Source organism: Nocardia sp. NPDC046473 (assembly GCF_040645995.1).
Taxonomy (GTDB): Bacteria; Actinomycetota; Actinomycetes; order Mycobacteriales; family Mycobacteriaceae; genus Nocardia.
The window spans coordinates 17,739-35,905 of sequence record NZ_JBEYZJ010000002.1 but is presented as its reverse complement, the minus strand read 5'-3'; the positions used below and the strand labels follow the sequence as shown (position 1 = coordinate 35,905).

16 protein-coding genes and 4 tRNA genes are annotated in these 18,167 nt (G+C 66.7%); 13 read left to right on the top strand and 7 right to left on the bottom strand.

Annotation, left to right across the window (positions count from 1 at the left end):
- The first annotated feature begins 67 nt into the window (after positions 1-67).
- Positions 68-1,204 carry an AraC family transcriptional regulator gene (locus ABZ942_RS05640; protein ID WP_357379474.1) on the top strand — a complete coding sequence of 379 codons (1,137 nt, stop codon included), beginning with the start codon at positions 68-70 and terminating at the stop codon, positions 1,202-1,204.
- Positions 1,205-1,219: 15 nt separating this feature from the next.
- Here ABZ942_RS05640 and ABZ942_RS05635 read toward each other — a convergent pair whose 3' ends face one another.
- Complete coding sequence (locus tag ABZ942_RS05635; RefSeq protein ID WP_357379472.1) at positions 1,220-2,086, bottom strand: SDR family oxidoreductase; 867 nt, start codon at positions 2,084-2,086, stop codon at positions 1,220-1,222.
- A 155-nt stretch (positions 2,087-2,241) separates the two neighbouring features.
- Positions 2,242-3,387 carry an acyl-CoA dehydrogenase family protein gene (locus ABZ942_RS05630; protein WP_357379470.1) on the bottom strand — a complete coding sequence of 382 codons (1,146 nt, stop codon included), beginning with the start codon at positions 3,385-3,387 and terminating at the stop codon, positions 2,242-2,244.
- Positions 3,388-3,540: 153 nt separating this feature from the next.
- Between ABZ942_RS05630 and ABZ942_RS05625 the strand changes: the two genes are divergently transcribed.
- A complete protein-coding gene (locus ABZ942_RS05625) occupies positions 3,541-4,191 on the top strand; it encodes a hypothetical protein (protein ID WP_357379468.1) in 651 nt (216 codons plus the stop codon).
- Between the two features lie 170 nt (positions 4,192-4,361).
- On the opposite strand, the gene ABZ942_RS05620 is transcribed toward ABZ942_RS05625, so the two are convergent.
- The 3 genes from ABZ942_RS05620 to ABZ942_RS05610 all read right to left on the bottom strand — a co-directional run bounded on the left by ABZ942_RS05620 (position 4,362) and on the right by ABZ942_RS05610 (position 6,497).
- Positions 4,362-5,333 carry an acyl-ACP desaturase gene (locus ABZ942_RS05620; protein WP_357379467.1) on the bottom strand — a complete coding sequence of 324 codons (972 nt, stop codon included), beginning with the start codon at positions 5,331-5,333 and terminating at the stop codon, positions 4,362-4,364.
- A gap of 283 nt (positions 5,334-5,616) precedes the next feature.
- The gene (locus ABZ942_RS05615; RefSeq protein WP_357379465.1) at positions 5,617-6,210 is read right to left on the bottom strand and encodes a DUF937 domain-containing protein; all 594 of its coding nucleotides are present in this window, start codon (positions 6,208-6,210) and stop codon (positions 5,617-5,619) included.
- 214 nt (positions 6,211-6,424) lie between these two features.
- Positions 6,425-6,497, bottom strand: a tRNA-Lys gene (locus tag ABZ942_RS05610).
- Positions 6,498-7,357: 860 nt separating this feature from the next.
- Between ABZ942_RS05610 and ABZ942_RS05605 the strand changes: the two genes are divergently transcribed.
- The 9 genes from ABZ942_RS05605 to ABZ942_RS05565 all read left to right on the top strand — a co-directional run bounded on the left by ABZ942_RS05605 (position 7,358) and on the right by ABZ942_RS05565 (position 11,628).
- Positions 7,358-8,029 carry a TetR family transcriptional regulator gene (locus ABZ942_RS05605; RefSeq protein ID WP_357379463.1) on the top strand — a complete coding sequence of 224 codons (672 nt, stop codon included), beginning with the start codon at positions 7,358-7,360 and terminating at the stop codon, positions 8,027-8,029.
- Between the two features lie 95 nt (positions 8,030-8,124).
- Positions 8,125-8,197, top strand: a tRNA-Glu gene (locus ABZ942_RS05600).
- A 28-nt stretch (positions 8,198-8,225) separates the two neighbouring features.
- A tRNA-Asp gene (locus ABZ942_RS05595) sits at positions 8,226-8,299 on the top strand.
- 60 nt (positions 8,300-8,359) lie between these two features.
- Positions 8,360-8,433: transfer RNA gene (locus ABZ942_RS05590), tRNA-Phe, on the top strand.
- A 311-nt stretch (positions 8,434-8,744) separates the two neighbouring features.
- On the top strand, positions 8,745-9,062 hold the full coding sequence (locus ABZ942_RS05585) for a metalloregulator ArsR/SmtB family transcription factor (RefSeq protein WP_357379461.1): 318 nt from the start codon (positions 8,745-8,747) through the stop codon (positions 9,060-9,062).
- Positions 9,059-9,553: an SRPBCC domain-containing protein gene (locus ABZ942_RS05580; protein ID WP_357379459.1), complete on the top strand. Its 495-nt coding sequence runs from the start codon at positions 9,059-9,061 to the stop codon at positions 9,551-9,553. The genes ABZ942_RS05585 and ABZ942_RS05580 overlap by 4 nt, the downstream gene beginning before the upstream one ends.
- Positions 9,554-9,701: 148 nt before the next feature.
- Positions 9,702-10,382, top strand: a complete 681-nt coding sequence (locus ABZ942_RS05575) for a GAP family protein (protein WP_357379457.1) — start codon at positions 9,702-9,704, stop codon at positions 10,380-10,382.
- A 105-nt stretch (positions 10,383-10,487) separates the two neighbouring features.
- Positions 10,488-10,655, top strand: a complete 168-nt coding sequence (locus ABZ942_RS05570) for a hypothetical protein (RefSeq protein ID WP_357379455.1) — start codon at positions 10,488-10,490, stop codon at positions 10,653-10,655.
- Positions 10,656-10,836: 181 nt separating this feature from the next.
- A complete protein-coding gene (locus ABZ942_RS05565; protein WP_357379453.1) occupies positions 10,837-11,628 on the top strand; it encodes a polyprenol monophosphomannose synthase in 792 nt (263 codons plus the stop codon).
- 223 nt (positions 11,629-11,851) lie between these two features.
- On the opposite strand, the gene ABZ942_RS05560 is transcribed toward ABZ942_RS05565, so the two are convergent.
- Positions 11,852-13,273 carry an HAD-IB family hydrolase gene (locus ABZ942_RS05560; protein WP_357379451.1) on the bottom strand — a complete coding sequence of 474 codons (1,422 nt, stop codon included), beginning with the start codon at positions 13,271-13,273 and terminating at the stop codon, positions 11,852-11,854.
- Positions 13,270-15,732 carry a glycerol-3-phosphate 1-O-acyltransferase gene (locus ABZ942_RS05555; protein ID WP_357379449.1) on the bottom strand — a complete coding sequence of 821 codons (2,463 nt, stop codon included), beginning with the start codon at positions 15,730-15,732 and terminating at the stop codon, positions 13,270-13,272. The genes ABZ942_RS05560 and ABZ942_RS05555 overlap by 4 nt, the downstream gene beginning before the upstream one ends.
- A 244-nt stretch (positions 15,733-15,976) precedes the next feature.
- Between ABZ942_RS05555 and ABZ942_RS05550 the strand changes: the two genes are divergently transcribed.
- Both ABZ942_RS05550 and ABZ942_RS05545 read left to right on the top strand, forming a co-directional pair.
- The gene (locus ABZ942_RS05550; protein ID WP_357379447.1) at positions 15,977-16,741 is read left to right on the top strand and encodes a DUF2127 domain-containing protein; all 765 of its coding nucleotides are present in this window, start codon (positions 15,977-15,979) and stop codon (positions 16,739-16,741) included.
- Between the two features lie 104 nt (positions 16,742-16,845).
- Positions 16,846-18,162 carry a salicylate synthase gene (locus tag ABZ942_RS05545; protein WP_357379445.1) on the top strand — a complete coding sequence of 439 codons (1,317 nt, stop codon included), beginning with the start codon at positions 16,846-16,848 and terminating at the stop codon, positions 18,160-18,162.
- The last annotated feature ends 5 nt before the right edge of the window (positions 18,163-18,167 follow it).

Here is an 18,167-nt window from a genome sequence, read left to right as displayed (position 1 = left end):
GCACGTTCGGTGACCGCCGCGCTCAGCGCATCCGGGCTGGTAGGTTCGCGTCGGTGAGGAGGTTCCGGTGACGGCGAGGACGGTGCCGATCGACTTTGTGCGCTCCGCCGTCGCCACCGCCCAGCGGCAAGGCGTCGATATCGAGCAGTTGCTCGGCAGCGTGGGGGTCGCGCCCGAACTGCTCGCCCAGGACCGGGCCCGGGTGACCGTCGATCAGGTGGCCGCGACCATGCGTCAGCTGTGGCGGATCACCGACGACGAACTGTTCGGGCTGGGTCCGGCGCCGGTGCCGCGCGGGTCGACCCGGCTGGTCGGCTTCGGCCTGGTCGCCTGCCGCGATCTGGGTTCGGCGATCGAACGGTTCGGCGAATACCAGCGACTACTGCCCGGCCTGCCGCCGATGGCGGTGACCACCGACGGCGAGCGCACCCGATACACCCTCGACACCAGCGTGCTCGCCGCGGGCGAGGAGCTGCTCACCGTCTTCCTGCTCGCGGCGGTGCACCGGATGATCTCCTGGGGCATCGGCCGCCGAGTTCCCTTGCGCCAGGTCGAGTTTCCGTATCCGCGGCCTGGCAATATCGCCGACTACGACCTCGTCTTCGGCGCCCCGCTCGTCTTCGACGCCGCCACCGCGGCCATCACCTTCGACAGCGAGCTACTGAGCGCCCCGCTCACCCGGACCGAGGAAGACCTCATCGACTGGGCCCGCAACGCGCCCGTCGACGTGCTGTCCCGGCGCGACTACGGCACCTCGCTCGCCGAACAGGTGCGCAAGATCCTTACCCGCGGACTGCGTGGTGACAGGGGGACGGCAGCCGGCGGAGCCGGCGGGGTGGGTGAGCGCAGGGGGACGGCAGCCGGCGGAGCCGGCGGGGTGGGTGAGCGCAGGGGGACGGCAGCCGGCGGAGCCGGCGGGGCGGGCGAGCACTGGCCCACTGCGGACGAGGTGGCCAAGCGGCTGGCCATGAGCCCACAGACCGTGCGCCGCAAGCTCGGTGAGGAGGGCACCTCGATCACCCAGATCCGCGAGGACATCCTGCGCGACGCGGCGGTGGCCAGCCTGGTGCGCGGCGACGAGACGGTCGAGGCGCTCTCGGCCCGGCTCGGCTTCTCCGAACCGAGCGCGTTCCGGCGCGCGTTCCGCCGCTGGACCGGCAGCCCGCCAGGCTCCTATCGTGGTTCCCCGCCGGTCGCGGGCTGAATCTCCTTCAGGCTCTTACTGATCGCGCAGGCGACGGTGATACTTCTCCCTGATCTCCGCGTCGGGTTGTGCGTAAGCCGTTGTCGCCCCGGTGAATCGCGCGACAACCAGCTGCGCCCGATACGGCAGCAGCTGCGCGGTCTTGATGATCGCGGCCAGTCTGCGCGGTACCGTCACCAGCGGCTTCCCCTTGACCACCGTCCGCACGATCGCCTGCGCGACATCCTCGGGATCCACCGTCGTCATCGGCTCGATCCAGCTCGGCATGTTCGCGCCGGCCGACAGCTCGGTGCGCACGATGCCCGGCAGCACCGCCGAGACCTGCACGCCGTGCTCCTTCATCTCCAGGTGCAGCGCCGAGGTGAAGCCGACCACCGCGTGCTTGGTGGCGCAGTAGGTGGCCAGACCCGGAAAGCCTTGCGTCCCAGCGAGGGACGCGATATTGATCAGATGTCCGCTGCCGCGCGCCAGGAAGCGCTTGGTGGCCAGCCTCGACCCGTGGATCACCCCGCGCAGGTTGATGTCGACGATCCGATCGGTCATCGCCTCGTCCTCGTCGGCGAACAGCCCGGTCGGCATGATGCCCGCATTGTTGACGAGCACGTCCAGCGGACCGAGCTCCTGCTCGAGCTGATCGAGGAACGTGGCGAACGACGCTCGGTCGGTGACGTTCAGCGGCAAGCCGATGATCTTGGTGGCCGGGTCCGCGCCGAGCTCCACCGCCGTCTTGGCGACCAGCTCCACATCGATGTCGCCGATCGCGACCGTGGCGCCCGCCCCGAGAAACGCTTCCGCCGTGGCTCGGCCGATGCCGCGGGCCCCGCCGGTGATCGCGACGACCTTGCCGGTGAGCGGGCCATCGCCGTTCGGTGCACTGGTCATGTTGTCGGCCTTCCTGATTGGTGATCCGATCGACTACGCACCGGTCGGCGGTCACCCGGTCGACCGGTGCGGCGCGATATCCCCAGTGTCGGCGTTCGGGGACGGATAGTCGGCGGATTCGGCAATCACGAAGTGGCGCAGCGGGACCGACGCGCTCAGAGCCCGCGCGCGATGATTTCCTTCATGATCTCGTTGGTGCCGCCGTAGATTTTCTGGATCCGTGAGTCGGTGAAGATCCGCGCGATCGGATACTCGGCCATGTAGCCATAACCGCCGAACAGTTGCAGACAGCGGTCGGCCAGCACGTTCTGCTGCTCGGACAGCCACAGCTTGGCCTTCGCCGCCGTCGGGATGTCCAGATCGCCGGTGACGTGCTTCTCGACGCAGTCGTCGAGGAAGCTCCAGCCCACGGTGACCGCCGTATCGCATTCGGCCAGGGTGAATTTGGTGTTCTGGAACGCGAAAAGCGGCTTGCCGAAGGCGGATCGCTCCTTGGTGTAGGCCAGGGTCAGCTCGACGGTCTTCTCCATCGTCGCCATCGCGGTGACGGCGATGATCAACCGTTCCTGCGCGAGCTGCTGCATCAGCTGGATGAAGCCCATGTTCTCGGCCTCGCCGATCAGGTTCGCGCGTGGTACCCGCACCTCGTCGAAGAACAGCTCGCAGGTGTCCTGTCCGTGCTGGCCGATCTTGTGCAGATTGCGCCCGCGCCGGAAGCCCTCGCGGCTCGTCTCGACCGCGACGAGCGAGAGCCCGCCCGCGCCGCCCTGCTCGTTGGTCTTGGCGACCACCAGCACCAGGTCGGCCAGAAAGCCGTTGGAAATGAACGTCTTCGCGCCGTTGACCACATACTCGTCGCCCTGCACGGTCGCGGTGGTGCGGATCGCCTGCAGGTCCGATCCGGTGCCCGGCTCGGTCATCGCGATCGCCGCGACGATCTCCCCGGAGGCCAGCTTGGGCAGCCAGGTCTTCTTCTGCTCGTCCGTTCCGTAGCCGGCGATGTAGTGCGCGACGATCGTGCTGTGCACCGGCCCGCCGAAGCTGGGCGCCAGCGCGCGCACCTGCTCGATGGTGATCACCGCGTCGTGCCGGAAGTCGCCGCCCCCGCCGCCGAATTCCTCCGGGATGCTGGGGCACAGCAGGCCGAGCTCGCCCGCGCGCAACCAGACCTCGCGGTCGATGTGCTGCTGCTGTCCCCACCGCTCCTCGTTCGGTGCGCACTCCTTGCCGAAGAAGTCGCGCGACAGCTCGGCCAGCGCGTCCATCTCCGCATCCATCCACCGTGAGCGGTGCCTTGCCATGTTCGCCCGTCCCTTCGCCCAGCCGACTCCATCGTCGTGCCCTCACCGTAGAAACGACCAGGTCCGGTGGGTAGGACCGAGCCGCCCGAATCCGATGACCGCAGCGCTCTCGCCTAGCCTCGAACCGACACCGGCACCATCGAAAGAGGTCGAATGGCAGAACGGATCGAAGACGCCGAAACGGGCACCGACGACAACAGCACCGGCGCCCCGCCGGAGCCGAGCGACCGCACGGAAACGAAATCCCGGAAAGCGCCCGACGAGCCGCCGGTCGAACGCCCGGGAACCGTATCGATCCGGGTATCCACGGTGCTGCAAACCGCCGTGATCGCCGCGCTGGTGCTGGCCGTCTGCGTGCTCGCCGGGTTTCTCTGGTCGGCCCGCAGCGATATCGCCGACCGAAACGCACGGGCGGCCGACGAGCAGCAGGCCGAGCGGATATCGACCGATTACGCGGTCGGCGCCGCGACACTGAACTACCAGGACATCAATGGTTGGGTGAACCGGCTGAAGACGAATACCACCCCGCAGTTGGCGAACAAGTACGACGCGGTGGGCGCCAAGCTCGAACAGATTCTGGTTCCGTTGAAGTGGACCTCGACCGCGACACCGGTCAGCGCGAAGGTTGTTTCCGAACAGGGCGACATCTACAAGGTGAATGTGTTCGTGAACGTGAGCAGTACGACCGCGCAGAATCCGGACGGCATGCAGACCGTCGCGACCTACAACGTCACGCTGGACAAGAACGCCGATTGGAAGATCTCCGATGTCGGTGGAATCGACGGCGCACTTCCGGTGAAGTAATCGCGCCTATTGCGGTAAGCGCAACGTTTTGAAGGTTTATTGCGTCGAAGCGATCTTCGACGCAATAAACCTTCGAAAGTCTGTAATAGCTGGACTCGGTGTTAGCCGGACATACGCGAGCCGCCGCCCGGTAATCCGGGCGGCGGCTCGATGTCGATCGGGGTGCGAGCTCAGCTCGCGTTGCTGCTCGCCATCTGGCGTTCGGCCTTGGCGGCCTCGCGGGCGAGCATGCGGTCGCGCTGCTCTTCGAACTTCACGACGTCCTTGCCGAGCTTGTCGAGGTAGGCGGCGAGCCGCTCGCGGCAGGCTTCGCCGCGGCCGGTGAAGTCCTCGCGCTCGAAGATGCTCCACTTCTTGAGCACCGGCTGCACCACCTCTTCCATGTGCTGGCGCAGGTCGTAGATGCCGTGCTTGGCCATCAGCACGCCGTTGCGGCGGAAGTTGGGCATACCGGCGCCGGGCATCTGGAAGTTCTCCAGGATCAGCGTGATGGCCTCGATCGCCTGGTCCGGGGACAGGTCGAGCGCGGCGGCGCACATGTTGCGGTAGAAGATCATGTGCAGGTTCTCGTCCGCGGCGACGCGCTGGAGCATGCGGTCGGCGATCGGGTCGTCACAGACCTTGCCGGTGTTGCGGTGGCTGACGCGAGTGGCCAGCTCCTGGAAGGTCACGTACGCGACGGAGTGCAGGAAGCCTGCGTCGGCCTCGGTCGGCGACGCGAAGCCGTTGGTCATGTGGATCATCCGCGCCTCTTCGAGGGCGACCGGGTCGACGCCGCGGGTGACCACCAGGTAGTCCCGCATCACGATGCCGTGCCGGTTTTCCTCGGCGGTCCAGCGGCCGACCCAGGTGCCCCACGCGCCGTCCTGGGAGAAGTTCTCGGCGATCTCGCGGTGGTAAGAGGGGAGATTGTCCTCGGTGAGCAGGTTGGTGACCATGGCGGCTTTCGCGACCTCGCTCAGCCGGGACTGCTCAGGATCCCAGTCGATGCCCCCGAGTGCGGCGAAATTGCGGCCTTCATCCCACGGGACGTAGTCGTGCGGATGCCATTCCTTTGCCAAAGAGAAGTGCCGGTTGACGTTTTCTGCGGCAACCGGCTCCAACTCCGTAAGAAGCTCGAGTTGAGTCAGATCCCTTGCCATGTATGAACCCTTCAGTCTGTGCGTCCGGTCGTGCAGGTCATCCCCCCAAGGTAGACCGATGCCGTGCGGCCATACCTTACGGCACCGTAGGTGTGATGCGAAACGCATCCGAATGCCTGTTGATGCCCCGTGATGCACGTCATACGCCGTCGTTGGCGTTCGGCGACCACTGTCGAGTGTATTGCCTCGGCCCGCAGCTAGGGGTCTATCGCTACGGGCCGAGGAGTGTTAGCCCGGCGTGCTGTACTGCACACGCCGAGGCGAATTGCATAGGCCGCCCCGCTCAGCGCTTCCCGCCGAACAGGCCACCGAGAACGTTCCCCAGCGCGCCACCGGCGTTCTTGGCCAGCGCCTCGCCGATCGCGCCACCGATGCCACCGCTCTTGCTGCTGCCGCCGAGCAGTCCGCCGAGCACATCGCCGATGCCGCCGTTGCCCGCCTGCGGCTGGGTCTGCGGCGCGGCGTTGCCGCCGCCACCGGTCAGCTGCTTGGCCAGGTAGGCGAGCACGATCGGCGCGAGGATGGGCATCAGCTTGGCGATCAGGTCGTTGCCGCCGGTGCCTTCGGTCGCGCCGAGGGTGCTGATCACTGTGTTCTTCTCTGCGCCGAAAACGTTCTGCACGATCTTCGAGCCGTCGGCCACGTCGACCTTGTCGATGTCGACCTGACCGTCGCCCTCGACCAGGTCGCCGTGGTTGTCCAGCGCGCCGACCAGGGAGGCCGCGCCTTCCGGCTCGGTCGCGTTGGCCTGCAGGCCGCCGAGGAGCGTGGGCAGTGCCGCCTTGACCGCGTTCGTCGCGGTGCTTTCGTCGACGCCGAGCTTCGCGGCGATCTGGGCGATGGGTACCTGGGAGAGCAAATCATCGAAGGAAGTCATCAGCTCCGCCTTGTCGAGGGATGACCCGGGATCGCCCGTGTCGCGCTCACAGTAGGGGAATGCCCGGATGGAGTGTGGTCTTTCGAACCCGCGCGCCGAGGCGCGTTGTCAGTGTGGCCTCGCGCATCCGCGCTCGCAAGCACTCCTTGTGGCCCTGACGACAGGCCTTGTGAAACGAGAGCGGGCGCCCGGTAGGAACCGGGCGCCCGACGAGTGCCCCCAGTAGGGCTCGAACCTACGACCTGCGGATTAAAAGTCCGTAGCTCTACCAACTGAGCTATAGGGGCGCGGTGGGCCAGTGTAGTGGGCGCGGCGCGATGGCCCAAATGGGGGAGTGGGACGTGTCGAGGGCGCGCGGCGGCTCGGAGCGCGGGCGTCGGCGGATAGTGGCAATCTGACGCCGAGACTTGTTGTGCGCCTAGTAACGCGGGATGTGTGGCACACGATCTTGCCGGTAAACATTTGGTACCCAACTTTGTTCATTGTGCCGAGAATTGGCTACCATCCAATCATGTTGGCTAGCAATGTCTTTGGATTTGCGGGGGGTGAGGGTCCTGAGCTCGGGTGTACCGGCGAGCGGGGTGAGCGGGCAGGCATGCTGCCGCCGTCGGGTGTTCCGGGCGTCCGGTCTTCTCGGGTGAACGTTGCTGGGACGCTGTCGAATTGGGGGAACAGGTACGCAGGCAAGCTTGGTTGCGCAATGTTTGCTGTAACAGTAAACGGAGCCGGTCAGTTACCTGACTCGTCGGTTTGCCGCGTGTCGGATGGGGTTTCCGGGTACGGTGACGACTTGATGAATTCCGGAAGAATCGCCTACTCGTCCGGCGATTCGGAATTCGGCTTATCGTTGATGTGCCCGAACGTGTCGCGAGCGGTCCGGCCGATCGTGGCTTCCCTGAACACAACGCCGCAGGAGGCAGATCCGAGACGAAGAAATACCCGGGTGCGCACCCCCTGCGGCGCACCCGGGCAGGAAAACTATACCAGCTGGTGTGTTTCAGGTTTTTCGCAAGTTTTCGTACCGAAAGTTTGAAACTGGGCGAAAACCCGGTTTGAAGTATTGATAAAACTCATAACTTCGCGCCAAGGGCCCGTTCCTTTGGGGGTGGCTGTTTGGCGGCGAGTAGGCTTCGGAGGCGTTTCGAGCATGGCACGGCAGCAAGAGCGGGCCCGCCGGACACGTGCGGCGATTATCAGGTCCGCCGCCGTTGAGTTCGGGAAGAGCGGCTATGCCGCTGCATCGCTCAACCGCATATTGGAAGGGTCGCGTGCCACCAAGGGCGCCATGTACTTCCATTTCGATTCCAAGGAAGATCTGGCGCGCGCCGTACTGGAGACGGCGGTCGAACGCTATCGCGCATCGGCCGAGCGTTGGCTCGGCCGAACGGATCTCGGACCACTGGACATCATGCACGGCATGATCGACGAGATGGCATTGCGGCTCGAACACGACATCATCGTGCAGGCCGAATACCGGTTGATCATCGAACCCGACTTCTACCGGGACGTGCAAACCGGCGGTGGGCGAATACTCGGGCGCGCCATCCGTGCGCTCGCGGTCCGCGCCATCGACCAGGGGCAGTTGCGCGCCGACGCGGACGCCGACCGGTTCACCCGCACATTGACCGCCGCGCTGGCCGGCCAGCGCTACATGGTCGACGCGCACAGCACCGGCACCGGCATCGATCTGCGCGCCCGCTTCCAGGAAGCACTCGAGGTGGTCGTCGAATCCATGTCCACTTCCGAGTGGGTCGAGAAGTTCCGTAACGACGGCTGGCGCACCCACGCGCGCCTCGAAGAGCTCAGTTTGGGACTCTGAACAGCCGATTTGGGAATCGAGTCCGGTCTGTCATAAGCTAACCGGGCTCCCAACGGACAGCCGTTGAAGCCGGTTCCGGAGAAATCCGGAGGCGAGCCCCCTTCGTCTAGCGGCCTAGGACGCCGCCCTTTCAAGGCGGTAGCGCGGGTTCGAATCCCGTAGGGGGTACGGTCTTCGGACTGTTGGAAGCACGCAAGGCCCTGTGGCGCAGTTGGTTAGCGCGCCGCCCTGTCACGGCGGAGGTCGCGGGTTCGAGTCCCGTCAGGGTCGCAAGAGGAGGCGCCGGAGCAATCCGGCGTTTCGCGTAGGGCATTCAACACGGGTGCCTGCGGCCAGGTAGCTCAGTTGGTACGAGCGTCCGCCTGAAAAGCGGAAGGTCGCCGGTTCGATCCCGGCCCTGGCCACGAAACTCGTAGGCGAGCCCTGCACGCAGAATGCGCGTGCAGGGCTCGTTTCGTTCGTTTCTTGTGGGGGTGCAACCCCCACACCCCGCCCGGCGGGCTTCGCCCCCGGGCCCCCTCCGCGGTACGCCTGCGGCTGTGGTCATTTCGGGTGGGTTGGCTGCGGACTCGGTCTGGCCCTTTGGTTGCCTCCTTGCCTCCTTGCCTCCTTGCCTCCTTGCCTCCTTGCCTCCTTGCCTCCTTGCCGACGTCGGCGCTTCTCGGTCCTTAATATGTCTTGACGGTTATATAACTGAGGTGGAATTATTGGGTGAGTGACCACGGCTAGCGTTTTTCAGGTGTTGGGGGAGCCGAGCAGGTTGGCGATTCTCGAGGTTTTGCGGGAGGGGGAGCGGCCTGTTGGGGAGTTGGTGGGGCGATTGGGGATTAGTCAGCCTGCGGTTTCCAAGCATCTGCGGGTGTTGAAGGAGGCTGGGCTGGTTGCGGTTCGGGTTGACGCGCAGCGGCGGCTGTATCGGATTCGGACGGAACCGCTTGTGGAGGTTGATGATTGGTTGGCGCCGTATCGCGAGCTGTGGAACACCCATCTCGATCTATTGGCAGCACATCTCGAGCGACGGAGGCAGGAATGACTCAGGCAGAACTTCGTACCGATGGGGCGCGGCCCGCCGTGCGGCTGGAACGGAAGTTGGCGGATCCGCCGGCGGTGGTGTGGCAGGCGATCACCGAGCGGGAACAGCTGCGGGCGTGGTTCCCGTGCGACGTGTCGGTGGCCGGCGGTGTATGGGAGGTCGGGGCGACAATCGCGTTCGACTTCGGCGCCGAGATGGGCGGAATGACGCTCACCGGTGAGGTATTCGCCGTCGACGAGCCAAAGCTCCTGGCGTTCAGCTGGGGCGAAGAACGGTTGCGGTTCGAACTGGCGCCACACGGAAGCGGAACCCACCTCGTCTTGACCGACGAGCTGCCCGCCGATGCCGCGGCTCGCAACGCCGCCGGCTGGGACGGGTGCCTCGACCGCCTCGCCGGCCTCGAGCCCGGCGACTGGAACACCCGCTTCGCCACCTACACCGCAACCTTCGAACCCCTCGTCGGCCCCCAAACAGGCCCACCCACTCCCTGACCCACCCCGGCCGGGATACAGCGGCGACAAACGCGAATCAGCGCCGCCACCATGACCCGCTCGTCGCTGGGTGGCCGTTGAAGGGTTGGTGTGGGAGGGCCGTTCACCGATCTGGGCCGGGACAACGCTCCCGTAGGCTGGCCGGGTCATGATGGCCCTTCTGCTAGCGCTCGCGGGTTTCGCGTTTCTGGATTCGTTGGATGTGCTGTTGGTGGGGGTTACCACGGCGGTGGTGGCGGACAGTCGGGTCGGGCGGCGGTCGCCGGTGGCGGGTGGGGTGAGTTTTATCGCGGGGGTTTTCGCGGTTACCACTGCGTTCGGCATCTGTACGGTGCTCGGGCTGAACTTTCTTACCGGGCTGGTGGAGTTCGAACTCACGCCCGCGGTGCGGTATTGGGGTGAGTTGGGGTTGGGCGTGGTGTTGATCGCGCTCAGTCGAATTCCGGTGGCCAGGAAGACCGAGCCGCCGGCGTGGGCTGCGGCGGTGCGGCGGCGGCCGTGGTTGTTCGGATTCGTCGGGATGGCGATCGGGCTCGTGCAGGCGCCGACGGCGGTTCCGTATCTGGCGGGGCTGGCGATGATCTCCGCGCAGGATCCGCTGCCGACGCTGTGGCCGCTGATCGTGGTCGCCTATTGCGCGCTCGCGCTGTTGCCGCCATTGCTGGTGCTGCTCCTCTCACTGCGTCGGACCGCGCGGGCGCGGCGCGTCTATCGCACGGTCGTGCGGATCCTCACTCGATACGTCCCGCGCGCATTACGGGTCCTCTTCGTGCTCTTCGGCACAGTCCTGGTGGTCGATGCCGTCATCCACTTCCGCCACCTCTGGTAATCCCTGCGTGTGTGGCGCATGGCTGCGGCGAATCGTGTGCCGCACGCCCGGCCGATGATCTTGGAAATGGCGTTATAAGGGCGACGGCGGTGGAATGCTGAGGGCATGGCTGAGCGCTGGTACTACTGCTTGAAGCACAAGCGGGCCGAGAAAGGCCGGCAGTGCTGGTTCCAGGACCGGATGGGCCCGTATCCGGATCAGGCGACCGCGGAACGGGCATTGGAGATCGTCAAGGCGCGCAATGCCCAGGCCGACGCGGGAGACGCGGATTGACGCTCGCCGGTAGTCCGGTGTGCGACAAGTGATCTGACCGCGACGGCGTGCGCGGGACGGAAAACGCGCGGCAAAACTGATCTTGTGACGTGCGACGATGCGCGCCCGAAATCGGCGGCCAGGTAGATCCACTCAGGCCCTCTTCAGTTCGATCAAGTACGGTTTCTCCGAACTCAAACGAATGCTCTGTGGCCCTGACGTGGGCTGCGAGCTGGACCAGGATCAGCAGGGAGGGCGACCCTTGAGGGTTACCGTTGTTGTGCCGACCTACAACGAGCGGGAGAATCTGCCGGTTGCGGTGGAGCGGCTGACCGCGCTGCCGGTGCCCGACCTGCACGTGCTGGTGGTCGACGACAGTTCGCCGGACGGCACCGGTGACGTCGCCGACAAACTGGCCGCGGAGCTGCCGAACGTGGTCGGCGTGCTGCACCGCACCGAGAAGGACGGCCTCGGCCGGGCCTACATCGCGGGCATCACCCGGGCGCTGGACGAAGGCGCCGACGTGGTGATCCAGATGGATGCCGACCTGTCGCACCCGGCCGAGGTGATTCCGGCCATGCTGGAGAAGCTGACGACCACCGACGCCGGTGTCGTGCTCGGCTCCCGCTACGTGCCTGGCGGCTCCACCGCCGACGAGTGGAAGTGGCACCGCAAGGCGCTGTCCGCGTGGGCCAACTTCTACGTGAACCTGATCCTGCGGCTCGGCGTGAAAGATGCCACGGCCGGGTTCAAGGCGTGGAAGGCGGACACGCTGCGCGCGATCGACGTCGCCTCGATCCGCAGCAACGGCTACTCGTTCCAGGTCGAGATGAACTACCGGACGGTCAAGAAGGGCATCGCGATCGCCGAGGTGCCGATCCGTTTCGAGGAGCGCACCCTGGGCGCGTCCAAGATGAGCCTGAAGGTGCAGCTGGAGTCGGCGCTGATGCCGTGGAAGCTCCTCTTCGGCTCGTCCGCCTCTCCGCGACGCTAGGCCGGACTGAGGTGCGCTTCAGCGCCGTTGGCGGCTGACGGTGCGGAGCGGGGTGCGTCGCGGTACCGGTGAGTTACCCGTGTGTTCGCGAAATGAGTCGTACCGTCGAGCACCGGTGCCGGCACCAGGTGCATTTAGGTCAAGCCGAGGCGCTGTGGGCTGTTTCACCGGGCAGACAACTGCCGCAATGGAATTCGGTGCGGCACGCGGAGGTTCGCGTGAATCAGTCGGGCTTCGGCCAGTTCAGCAACGTGTCCAGATACAGCTGACGGACCGCCGCCACCTTGTCGTCCATGTCGTTCGGATCCCAGGCGCTGACGTCGATGGGGTCGAGGATCGCGACATCCACGGTGCCCGGGCGCGCGACCATCGAGTTGCGCCAACAGATTTCGCCCGCATTGCGGATCACGATGGGGATGATCGGTACGCCCGCCTGGATGGCGATGTGGAACGCGCCCTTCTTGAACGGCCCGACCTCCGGAGTGTAGGAGCGGGTGCCCTCGGGGGCGACGGCGATCGACAGGCCGCCGCGCAGCGTGTCGGCCACCGGTGCGAGCGCGGCCTTGGCCTTGTCCGTGCTCGACCGATCGATGAAGGTCACGCCGACGAACCGCATCAACGGGCCGAAGATCGGGTTGTGGGTCAGCTCCTTTTTCCCGATGCCGGTCACCCCGCCGTGCAGCACCTCGGGGACGATGATGATGTCGAACTGGCTCTGATGGTTGAACAGGAACACCGCGGGCCGCGGTGCGCGCGCGTTCGCGGCGCCGGTCACCCGAAGGTGCACGCCCGCGATGCTCAACGTGTTCCCCGCCGCATGCTTCAGCAGGCCATCGGCCATCTGCCGGTGGTCTCTGGTCGGTGACTTGGCCGCGACACCGTAGAACGCCCCGCCGAGCAGTCCGGCGAATCCCGCTGTTGTGCGGACATAGTCGACTGGACGTGCGGCCCGGCGCGGCCGGAACCGCAGCGTCGGCCAATCATGTTCGGCGGCGACGGCGGTGAGCTGTTCGTCGGGATTCACCGCCACCGGATGGCCGACCAGCGACAGCAGCGGCAGATCGGCGGTGCTGTCGGCATAGGCGTAACTGCGCGTGAGATCGACGCCGTCGGCGGCGAATTCACGGACTGCCTCGGCTTTGCCGTTGCGCCACAACGTCTTCCCGTCCGGGTAGCCGGTGAGGATGCCGTCCTGGGCCGCCATCGGGGTGGTCAGCACGTGCTCGATGCCGAGCTCGGCCGCCGCGGGCGCCACCTGGAAGCGGGTCAGCGAGCTGGTCAGCACCACCGTGTGCCCGGCGGCCTGATGTGTCCGGATCAGTTGCCACGCTTCGGGATACAGGTGCCCATAGACCTTGCTCCGGAACAGCCGTTCGCCGAGTGCGTTCAGCTCGTCCTCGGTTTTGCCCGCGAGCACCTCGGTGAGCTGGTTCAGCAACCGCCCGTACTCACCGTCGGTCGTACCGTTACGGATGCCGCGGAGCAGCACGTCCTCGGTGCTGGGCCGCCGGAACAAGCGCCGAAACGGGCCTTTCCGTGGGAATCCGTCGACGACGGTACCGCCGAAGTCGAAGACCGCGGCCACCTGCGCCCCCTGTGGCCCGGACCGGATCGCGGCGAGCACCCCGTCGAGCTCGGCACTCACCGTGTCTCCCGGTTGGACGGATCGAGCGCGGCCGCCTGCGAGATGCGGGCACCGATGGTGCGCAGCCGATCCGCGAATTCCACGCGACGCTCGGTCAAGTCCGCCCTGCGCTTGGCCGAATCATGCGACACCCCTTCGAGCAGTCCATAGTTGTCGGCGAGTTTCAGTGCGCTGGTGAACAATTCGGTGGAGACCGATTCCGGGCTGTGCAGCCGCTGCTGCAGCATCATCTGCTTGCCGACCGCGACGCACTCGGCGATGAACTGCTTGCGGTCGAGCTCGGTCGCGGGATCACGGGCGGCCAGCCGCTCGGCCACCACCAGCTGCGCGTCGAAGAACGAGCGAAGCACGCGGTGCGCCATCATGAATCCGGAGCCGGTGAGCTCGGCCATCACCGCGGAGCCGAGCGTGTTGTCCCTGGTGTGGCTGTGCCAGTCGGGATCGAGCAGTAGCATCTCGGCCGTCATCTGTTCGGCGAACTCGGCCCGCTCGGGGAAGAAGAACTCGAACTTCAACAAATCGCGCAGCTGGAACGCCTCGTCCCACCCGGTGGTCAGCTGGTCGGCGCCGTCGCTGTCCAGCGCGGCCAGGATGGACAGTTCGAGGATGGCGCGGTTGACGAACCAGTGCACCGCGCTGTTGCGGTAGAACGCGGCCTCGAGGTGTGCGCCCGCCTCGATCGAGTACACCGGCTCCAGCCCGCCACGGTAGACCGTGACGACCTTGGCCAGCGAGAGTTGTTCCAGCACAACGGCAAGACCCTGATCGTCTCGCAGCGCGGCCAGCTCACCGTGCGGCAGATCGCGCTTCTCGATGTAGCCGAGCACCGGGCCGAGCACCGTGCGCACCTCACCCAGCGTGAGGGCGCGCTCGTGCACGCCGAGCAGCGCGAGGGTGACCAGCGCGTTGACCGTCACCGGCGTGACCGCGTTGATGCCGACGGCGATCTCGAACGCCAACCGCTGCACGGCTTTACGCTCCAGCTCGGCGATCTCTGGTGTGTCGGGCGCACCCTGCCCGGTCTCGGTGAGTCCGGCGGGCGCCGGTTCGGTGCGGTGCAGCGGGATGGTCAGCGGCGGCGTGGTGAGCGGATCGCCGTGCGCCGTGAGCCGGTCGCGCGCCGAAAGCGGCGCGCCGAACCGCACATACACGTGCCCGGCCGAATGCTGTTGGCTCCGAACATAACGCGCCAGCCAGGCCAGCCCCTCCGGCTTCTTCTTGCCGCCGACCTGCTCGGTCGAGATCGCGCCGAGCTCGTTGAGCCGCTCGTAGGTGATCGACACCGGCACCAGCATGACGTCCTCGACCCGGTCCGCACGTACCGCCGCGGCAAGGTAATTCAGCAGTCCGTAGCGCGGCGGGCGCAGCTTGCCGGTGCGCGAACGACCGCCCTCGAAGTACCACTCCAGGTTGAATCGCTTGGCCAGCAGGTAGGCGAAGTACTCCTCGACGACCGCCTTGTACACCTCGTCGTCGCCGAAACTGCGCCGGATGAACACGGTTCCGGTGCGCCGGGCGATCGGGCCCATCGGCCAGAAGCTGAGGTTCGCGCCGCCGATCACATGGTTCGGCGGGAAGTCGTTGCGGGCCAGCACATCACCGAGCACGAACGCGTCGACATAGGAGCGATGCGAGGGCAGGAAGACCAGCGGGTAGCGCCGGTTGAGGTCGCGCAGCGCGGCCAGTCCGGAGTCGTCGGAGTCCACCTTCCAGGTCGACGCGTGGATCGGCCGCATCGCCTGGGTGAACAGATCGGAGACCAATCTGCTTTGCGCGGCGACGAGTTCGTTCAGTGCCTTCTCCGCGCGGCGGTACACCTCGTGCGGGCCTGCGCCGATCTGGTCGGCGATGAGCTCGAGCCTGCGCACGAAGTCGGGGGAGTCGAGGATCTCCTCGGCCACCAGCCTGGGCACCTTGTAGCGGTCGCCGATGATGGTGCGCTCGGCCCGCTCCAGCGCCACCACCGCGGCGCGCACGATGGCGCGGGCGAACGGCTCGGCCGTGCCCTTGGTGGCCAGCGCGGCGGCCTCCGGGTTGTTCGTGCGCAATTCGCTGAGCAGCGCGGGCTGGCCGGCCAGCACCACGTGCCGGTTCGGCTGGTCGGCCAGCTTGCGCTGCGCCAGCCGATTCGGTTTGCGCGGGTTGGTCAGCAACGCCATGTCCGCGAACGTGATCCGGCGGACGCCGTCGCGCTCCGGCGGTCGCCAGAGCACCCGGACCGGCACCACGAGCGGATCGTCGTGCCTGCCGACCAGCCGGCCGGCCACCGCGCCCGCGTCCAGATCCAACTGGGTGATCGGCGTGTCGGTGCCGAATTCCTTGGCGATCCCGCCCTCGGTCAGCCAGGCGCCGATGAGTTCGCGCTCCACCGGCGAGGCCGCGTCGACCAGCGCCACCACCGACCCCGGTGCCGCCGCTCGCTCAATATCCGCGGGCGATCCGCCACGGTGCTCGATCATGCCCTGTCCCTCCGACTGACGATCTCCCCATTGAATCCCCTCGGGCCGTTTCTGCGCAGGCTGTTGCGCCTCTCCGTGAATTCGGGCCAGACCAGGGTGCCACGGCAGCCGCGTTGGCGGCCGGAGGTAAGTGCCGGATTTCGTTGGCCCGTCCCCGGCGAGTTACCTATGTCCTTGGGTAATCAGTTGTTGCGTCGCGGCAGAGATCCGGCGCTGTGCCCGTCTGTCGAATTACGCTGCGCATATGGATTGGGCCCTACGCGCGTGTGGCTGGCACGGCCACTACACCTACGCACCGGACGAGGCGGACCTGGCGGACCGGCTGCATGTCGACACCGTGGCCGGGGTGGCCTGGCGCTGCCTGCGCTGCGGGACATTCGTGCCGGGCGACCCGGTCGGGACCGGTCCGGCCGATCACGCGCCCGAGGTGCCGCGCGGACGGCTGCTGCGCGATCGATGGTTGATGCGGGCTCTGGCGATCGAGCGGTTGTTGCGCGGGTTGGTGTTGATCGGCGCGGCGTTCGGCGTGTTGAAGTTCCGGACGTCGCGGGAGACGATGCGGGCCGCGTTCGACCGGGATCTGCCGCTGCTGCGCCCGCTGGCCGACCAACTCGGCTGGGATGTCGACCGATCGAAGATCGTGCATCTGGTGGAACAGGCGTTCTCGCTGTCGAATACGACGCTGCTGTGGGTCGCGGTGGGCATCTTCGGGTACGCGGGGCTGCAGGGGATCGAGGCGCTCGGGCTGTGGCTGATGAAGCGCTGGGGCGAGTACTTCGCGGTCGTCGCGACGAGTCTGTTTCTGCCGCTGGAGATCTACGAGTTGACCGAGAAGGTGACCGTGCTGCGGATCGGCGCGCTGCTGGTCAACATCGCGGCGGTGGTCTGGCTGCTCTACTCGAAGCGGCTGTTCGGGCTGCGCGGTGGCGCCGCCGCGTACCACGCCGAACACAGCGCGGAGAGTTTGCTGAGCGTCGAGCGTTCGGCGCTGGCGGTCCCGCCGAAGTGATCGTTCGATGGTCGTCCGGTGTGTTTGCAGGCACAGTCTCAATCTAGTCAGGTAATGCTAACCTTACCTTCAAAGTTGGGCCAGATTTGAGCTTTGGAGGATCGTTGTCGACCACGGACGAACGCTTGCGGGTGCAGTATGTGACCGATCCGGCGGCAGCGATGTCCCGGCTGGCGGGGGCCGATCGGTTCGGTGAGTACGTGATGTACGAGCGGCCGGGCGAGTGGGTATTCGCGGCCGATCCGATCGGCGGCATCGAGCTGGATGTCGAGGAGCTGCGGGTCAGCTGGGACGGCCGGACCACCGCCACCCGATGGCAGGGTCGCCCGGCGAGCGTGGTCGATCAGGCGCTGCGCGCGTTGCCGCTCGACGGCCGGAATGCCTACGGCTGGCTCGGTTTCGAGTTCTGCGCGTGGGCGTACGAGGCGACCGAGCACCTGGACCCGCGGACCACCTTGGCGCAGTTGATGATTCCGCGCATCGAGGTGCGGATCGGCGCGTACGGGATCCGGGTGTCCGGCGCCACTCCCACGGAGACCGGTGACATCCACGACCTCATCACCGCATCGCAGGAATCCGAACTGCCGCAGCCGCATCCGGCGGATGTACGGCTCGATCCGACCGGCTACACGTCCCGGGTGGCCGAAGCGGTGGGCGAGATCCAGGCGAACCGGTATCAGAAGGTCATCCTGTCCCGGAAGGTCGATCTGCCCTTCGTGGTGGACATTCCGGCTACCTATCGGCTCGGGCGCGCGCACAACACCCCGGCGCGGTCGTTCCTGCTGCGGCTCGGCGGGCTCGAAGCGGCCGGGTTCAGCCCGGAGCTGGTTGCCTCGATCGACGAGAACCGGATCGTGACCACCGAACCGGTCGCGGGCACCCGGGCCTTCGGGCGCGGCGCGGACATCGATGCGGCGGCTCGATCCGACCTGCTCGCCGACCCCAAAGAGATCGTGGAGCACGCGATCTCGGTGCAGACCTCGTTCGCCGAGATCGCCTCGGTGGCCGATGCGGGCACCGTCGCGGTCACCGACTTCATGGCCGTGCGCGAGCGCGGCAGCGTGCAGCACATCGCCTCCACTGTGCGCGGCACGCTGGCCGCGGGCCGGTCCAGCTGGGACGCGCTCGAGGTGCTGTTCCCCTCGGTCACGGCGTCCGGCATCCCCAAGCGGGCCGGCATCGATTCGGTCTTCCGGCTCGATCTCGACCCGCGCGGCTTGTACTCCGGTGCGGTGGTGACGGTTTCGCCGACCGGCGCGCTGGAGGCGACGCTGGTGCTGCGCGCGATCTATCAGACGACCGAGGGTGCCTGGCTGCGCGCCGGTGCCGGCATCGTCGGGCAGTCCCGTCCGGAGCGGGAATTCGAGGAGACCTGCGAAAAGCTCGGTAGCATCGCGCCTTACGTGGTGCAGGCGCAGTAGCGGCT

Bases quoted from the DNA above. Each gene is read 5' to 3' on its own strand.
- ABZ942_RS05550 (WP_357379447.1), top strand. From the start codon at position 15,977: ATGGATTGGGCCCTACGCGCGTGTGGCTGGCACGGCCACTACACCTAC.
- ABZ942_RS05570 (WP_357379455.1), top strand. From the start codon at position 10,488: ATGGCTGAGCGCTGGTACTACTGCTTGAAGCACAAGCGGGCCGAGAAA.
- ABZ942_RS05630 (WP_357379470.1), bottom strand. From the start codon at position 3,387: ATGGCAAGGCACCGCTCACGGTGGATGGATGCGGAGATGGACGCGCTG.
- ABZ942_RS05565 (WP_357379453.1), top strand. From the start codon at position 10,837: ATGCTCTGTGGCCCTGACGTGGGCTGCGAGCTGGACCAGGATCAGCAG.
- ABZ942_RS05635 (WP_357379472.1), bottom strand. From the start codon at position 2,086: ATGACCAGTGCACCGAACGGCGATGGCCCGCTCACCGGCAAGGTCGTC.
- ABZ942_RS05625 (WP_357379468.1), top strand. From the start codon at position 3,541: ATGGCAGAACGGATCGAAGACGCCGAAACGGGCACCGACGACAACAGC.
- ABZ942_RS05555 (WP_357379449.1), bottom strand. From the start codon at position 15,732: ATGATCGAGCACCGTGGCGGATCGCCCGCGGATATTGAGCGAGCGGCG.
- ABZ942_RS05575 (WP_357379457.1), top strand. From the start codon at position 9,702: ATGATGGCCCTTCTGCTAGCGCTCGCGGGTTTCGCGTTTCTGGATTCG.
- ABZ942_RS05620 (WP_357379467.1), bottom strand. From the start codon at position 5,333: ATGGCAAGGGATCTGACTCAACTCGAGCTTCTTACGGAGTTGGAGCCG.
- ABZ942_RS05580 (WP_357379459.1), top strand. From the start codon at position 9,059: ATGACTCAGGCAGAACTTCGTACCGATGGGGCGCGGCCCGCCGTGCGG.
- ABZ942_RS05605 (WP_357379463.1), top strand. From the start codon at position 7,358: ATGGCACGGCAGCAAGAGCGGGCCCGCCGGACACGTGCGGCGATTATC.
- ABZ942_RS05615 (WP_357379465.1), bottom strand. From the start codon at position 6,210: ATGACTTCCTTCGATGATTTGCTCTCCCAGGTACCCATCGCCCAGATC.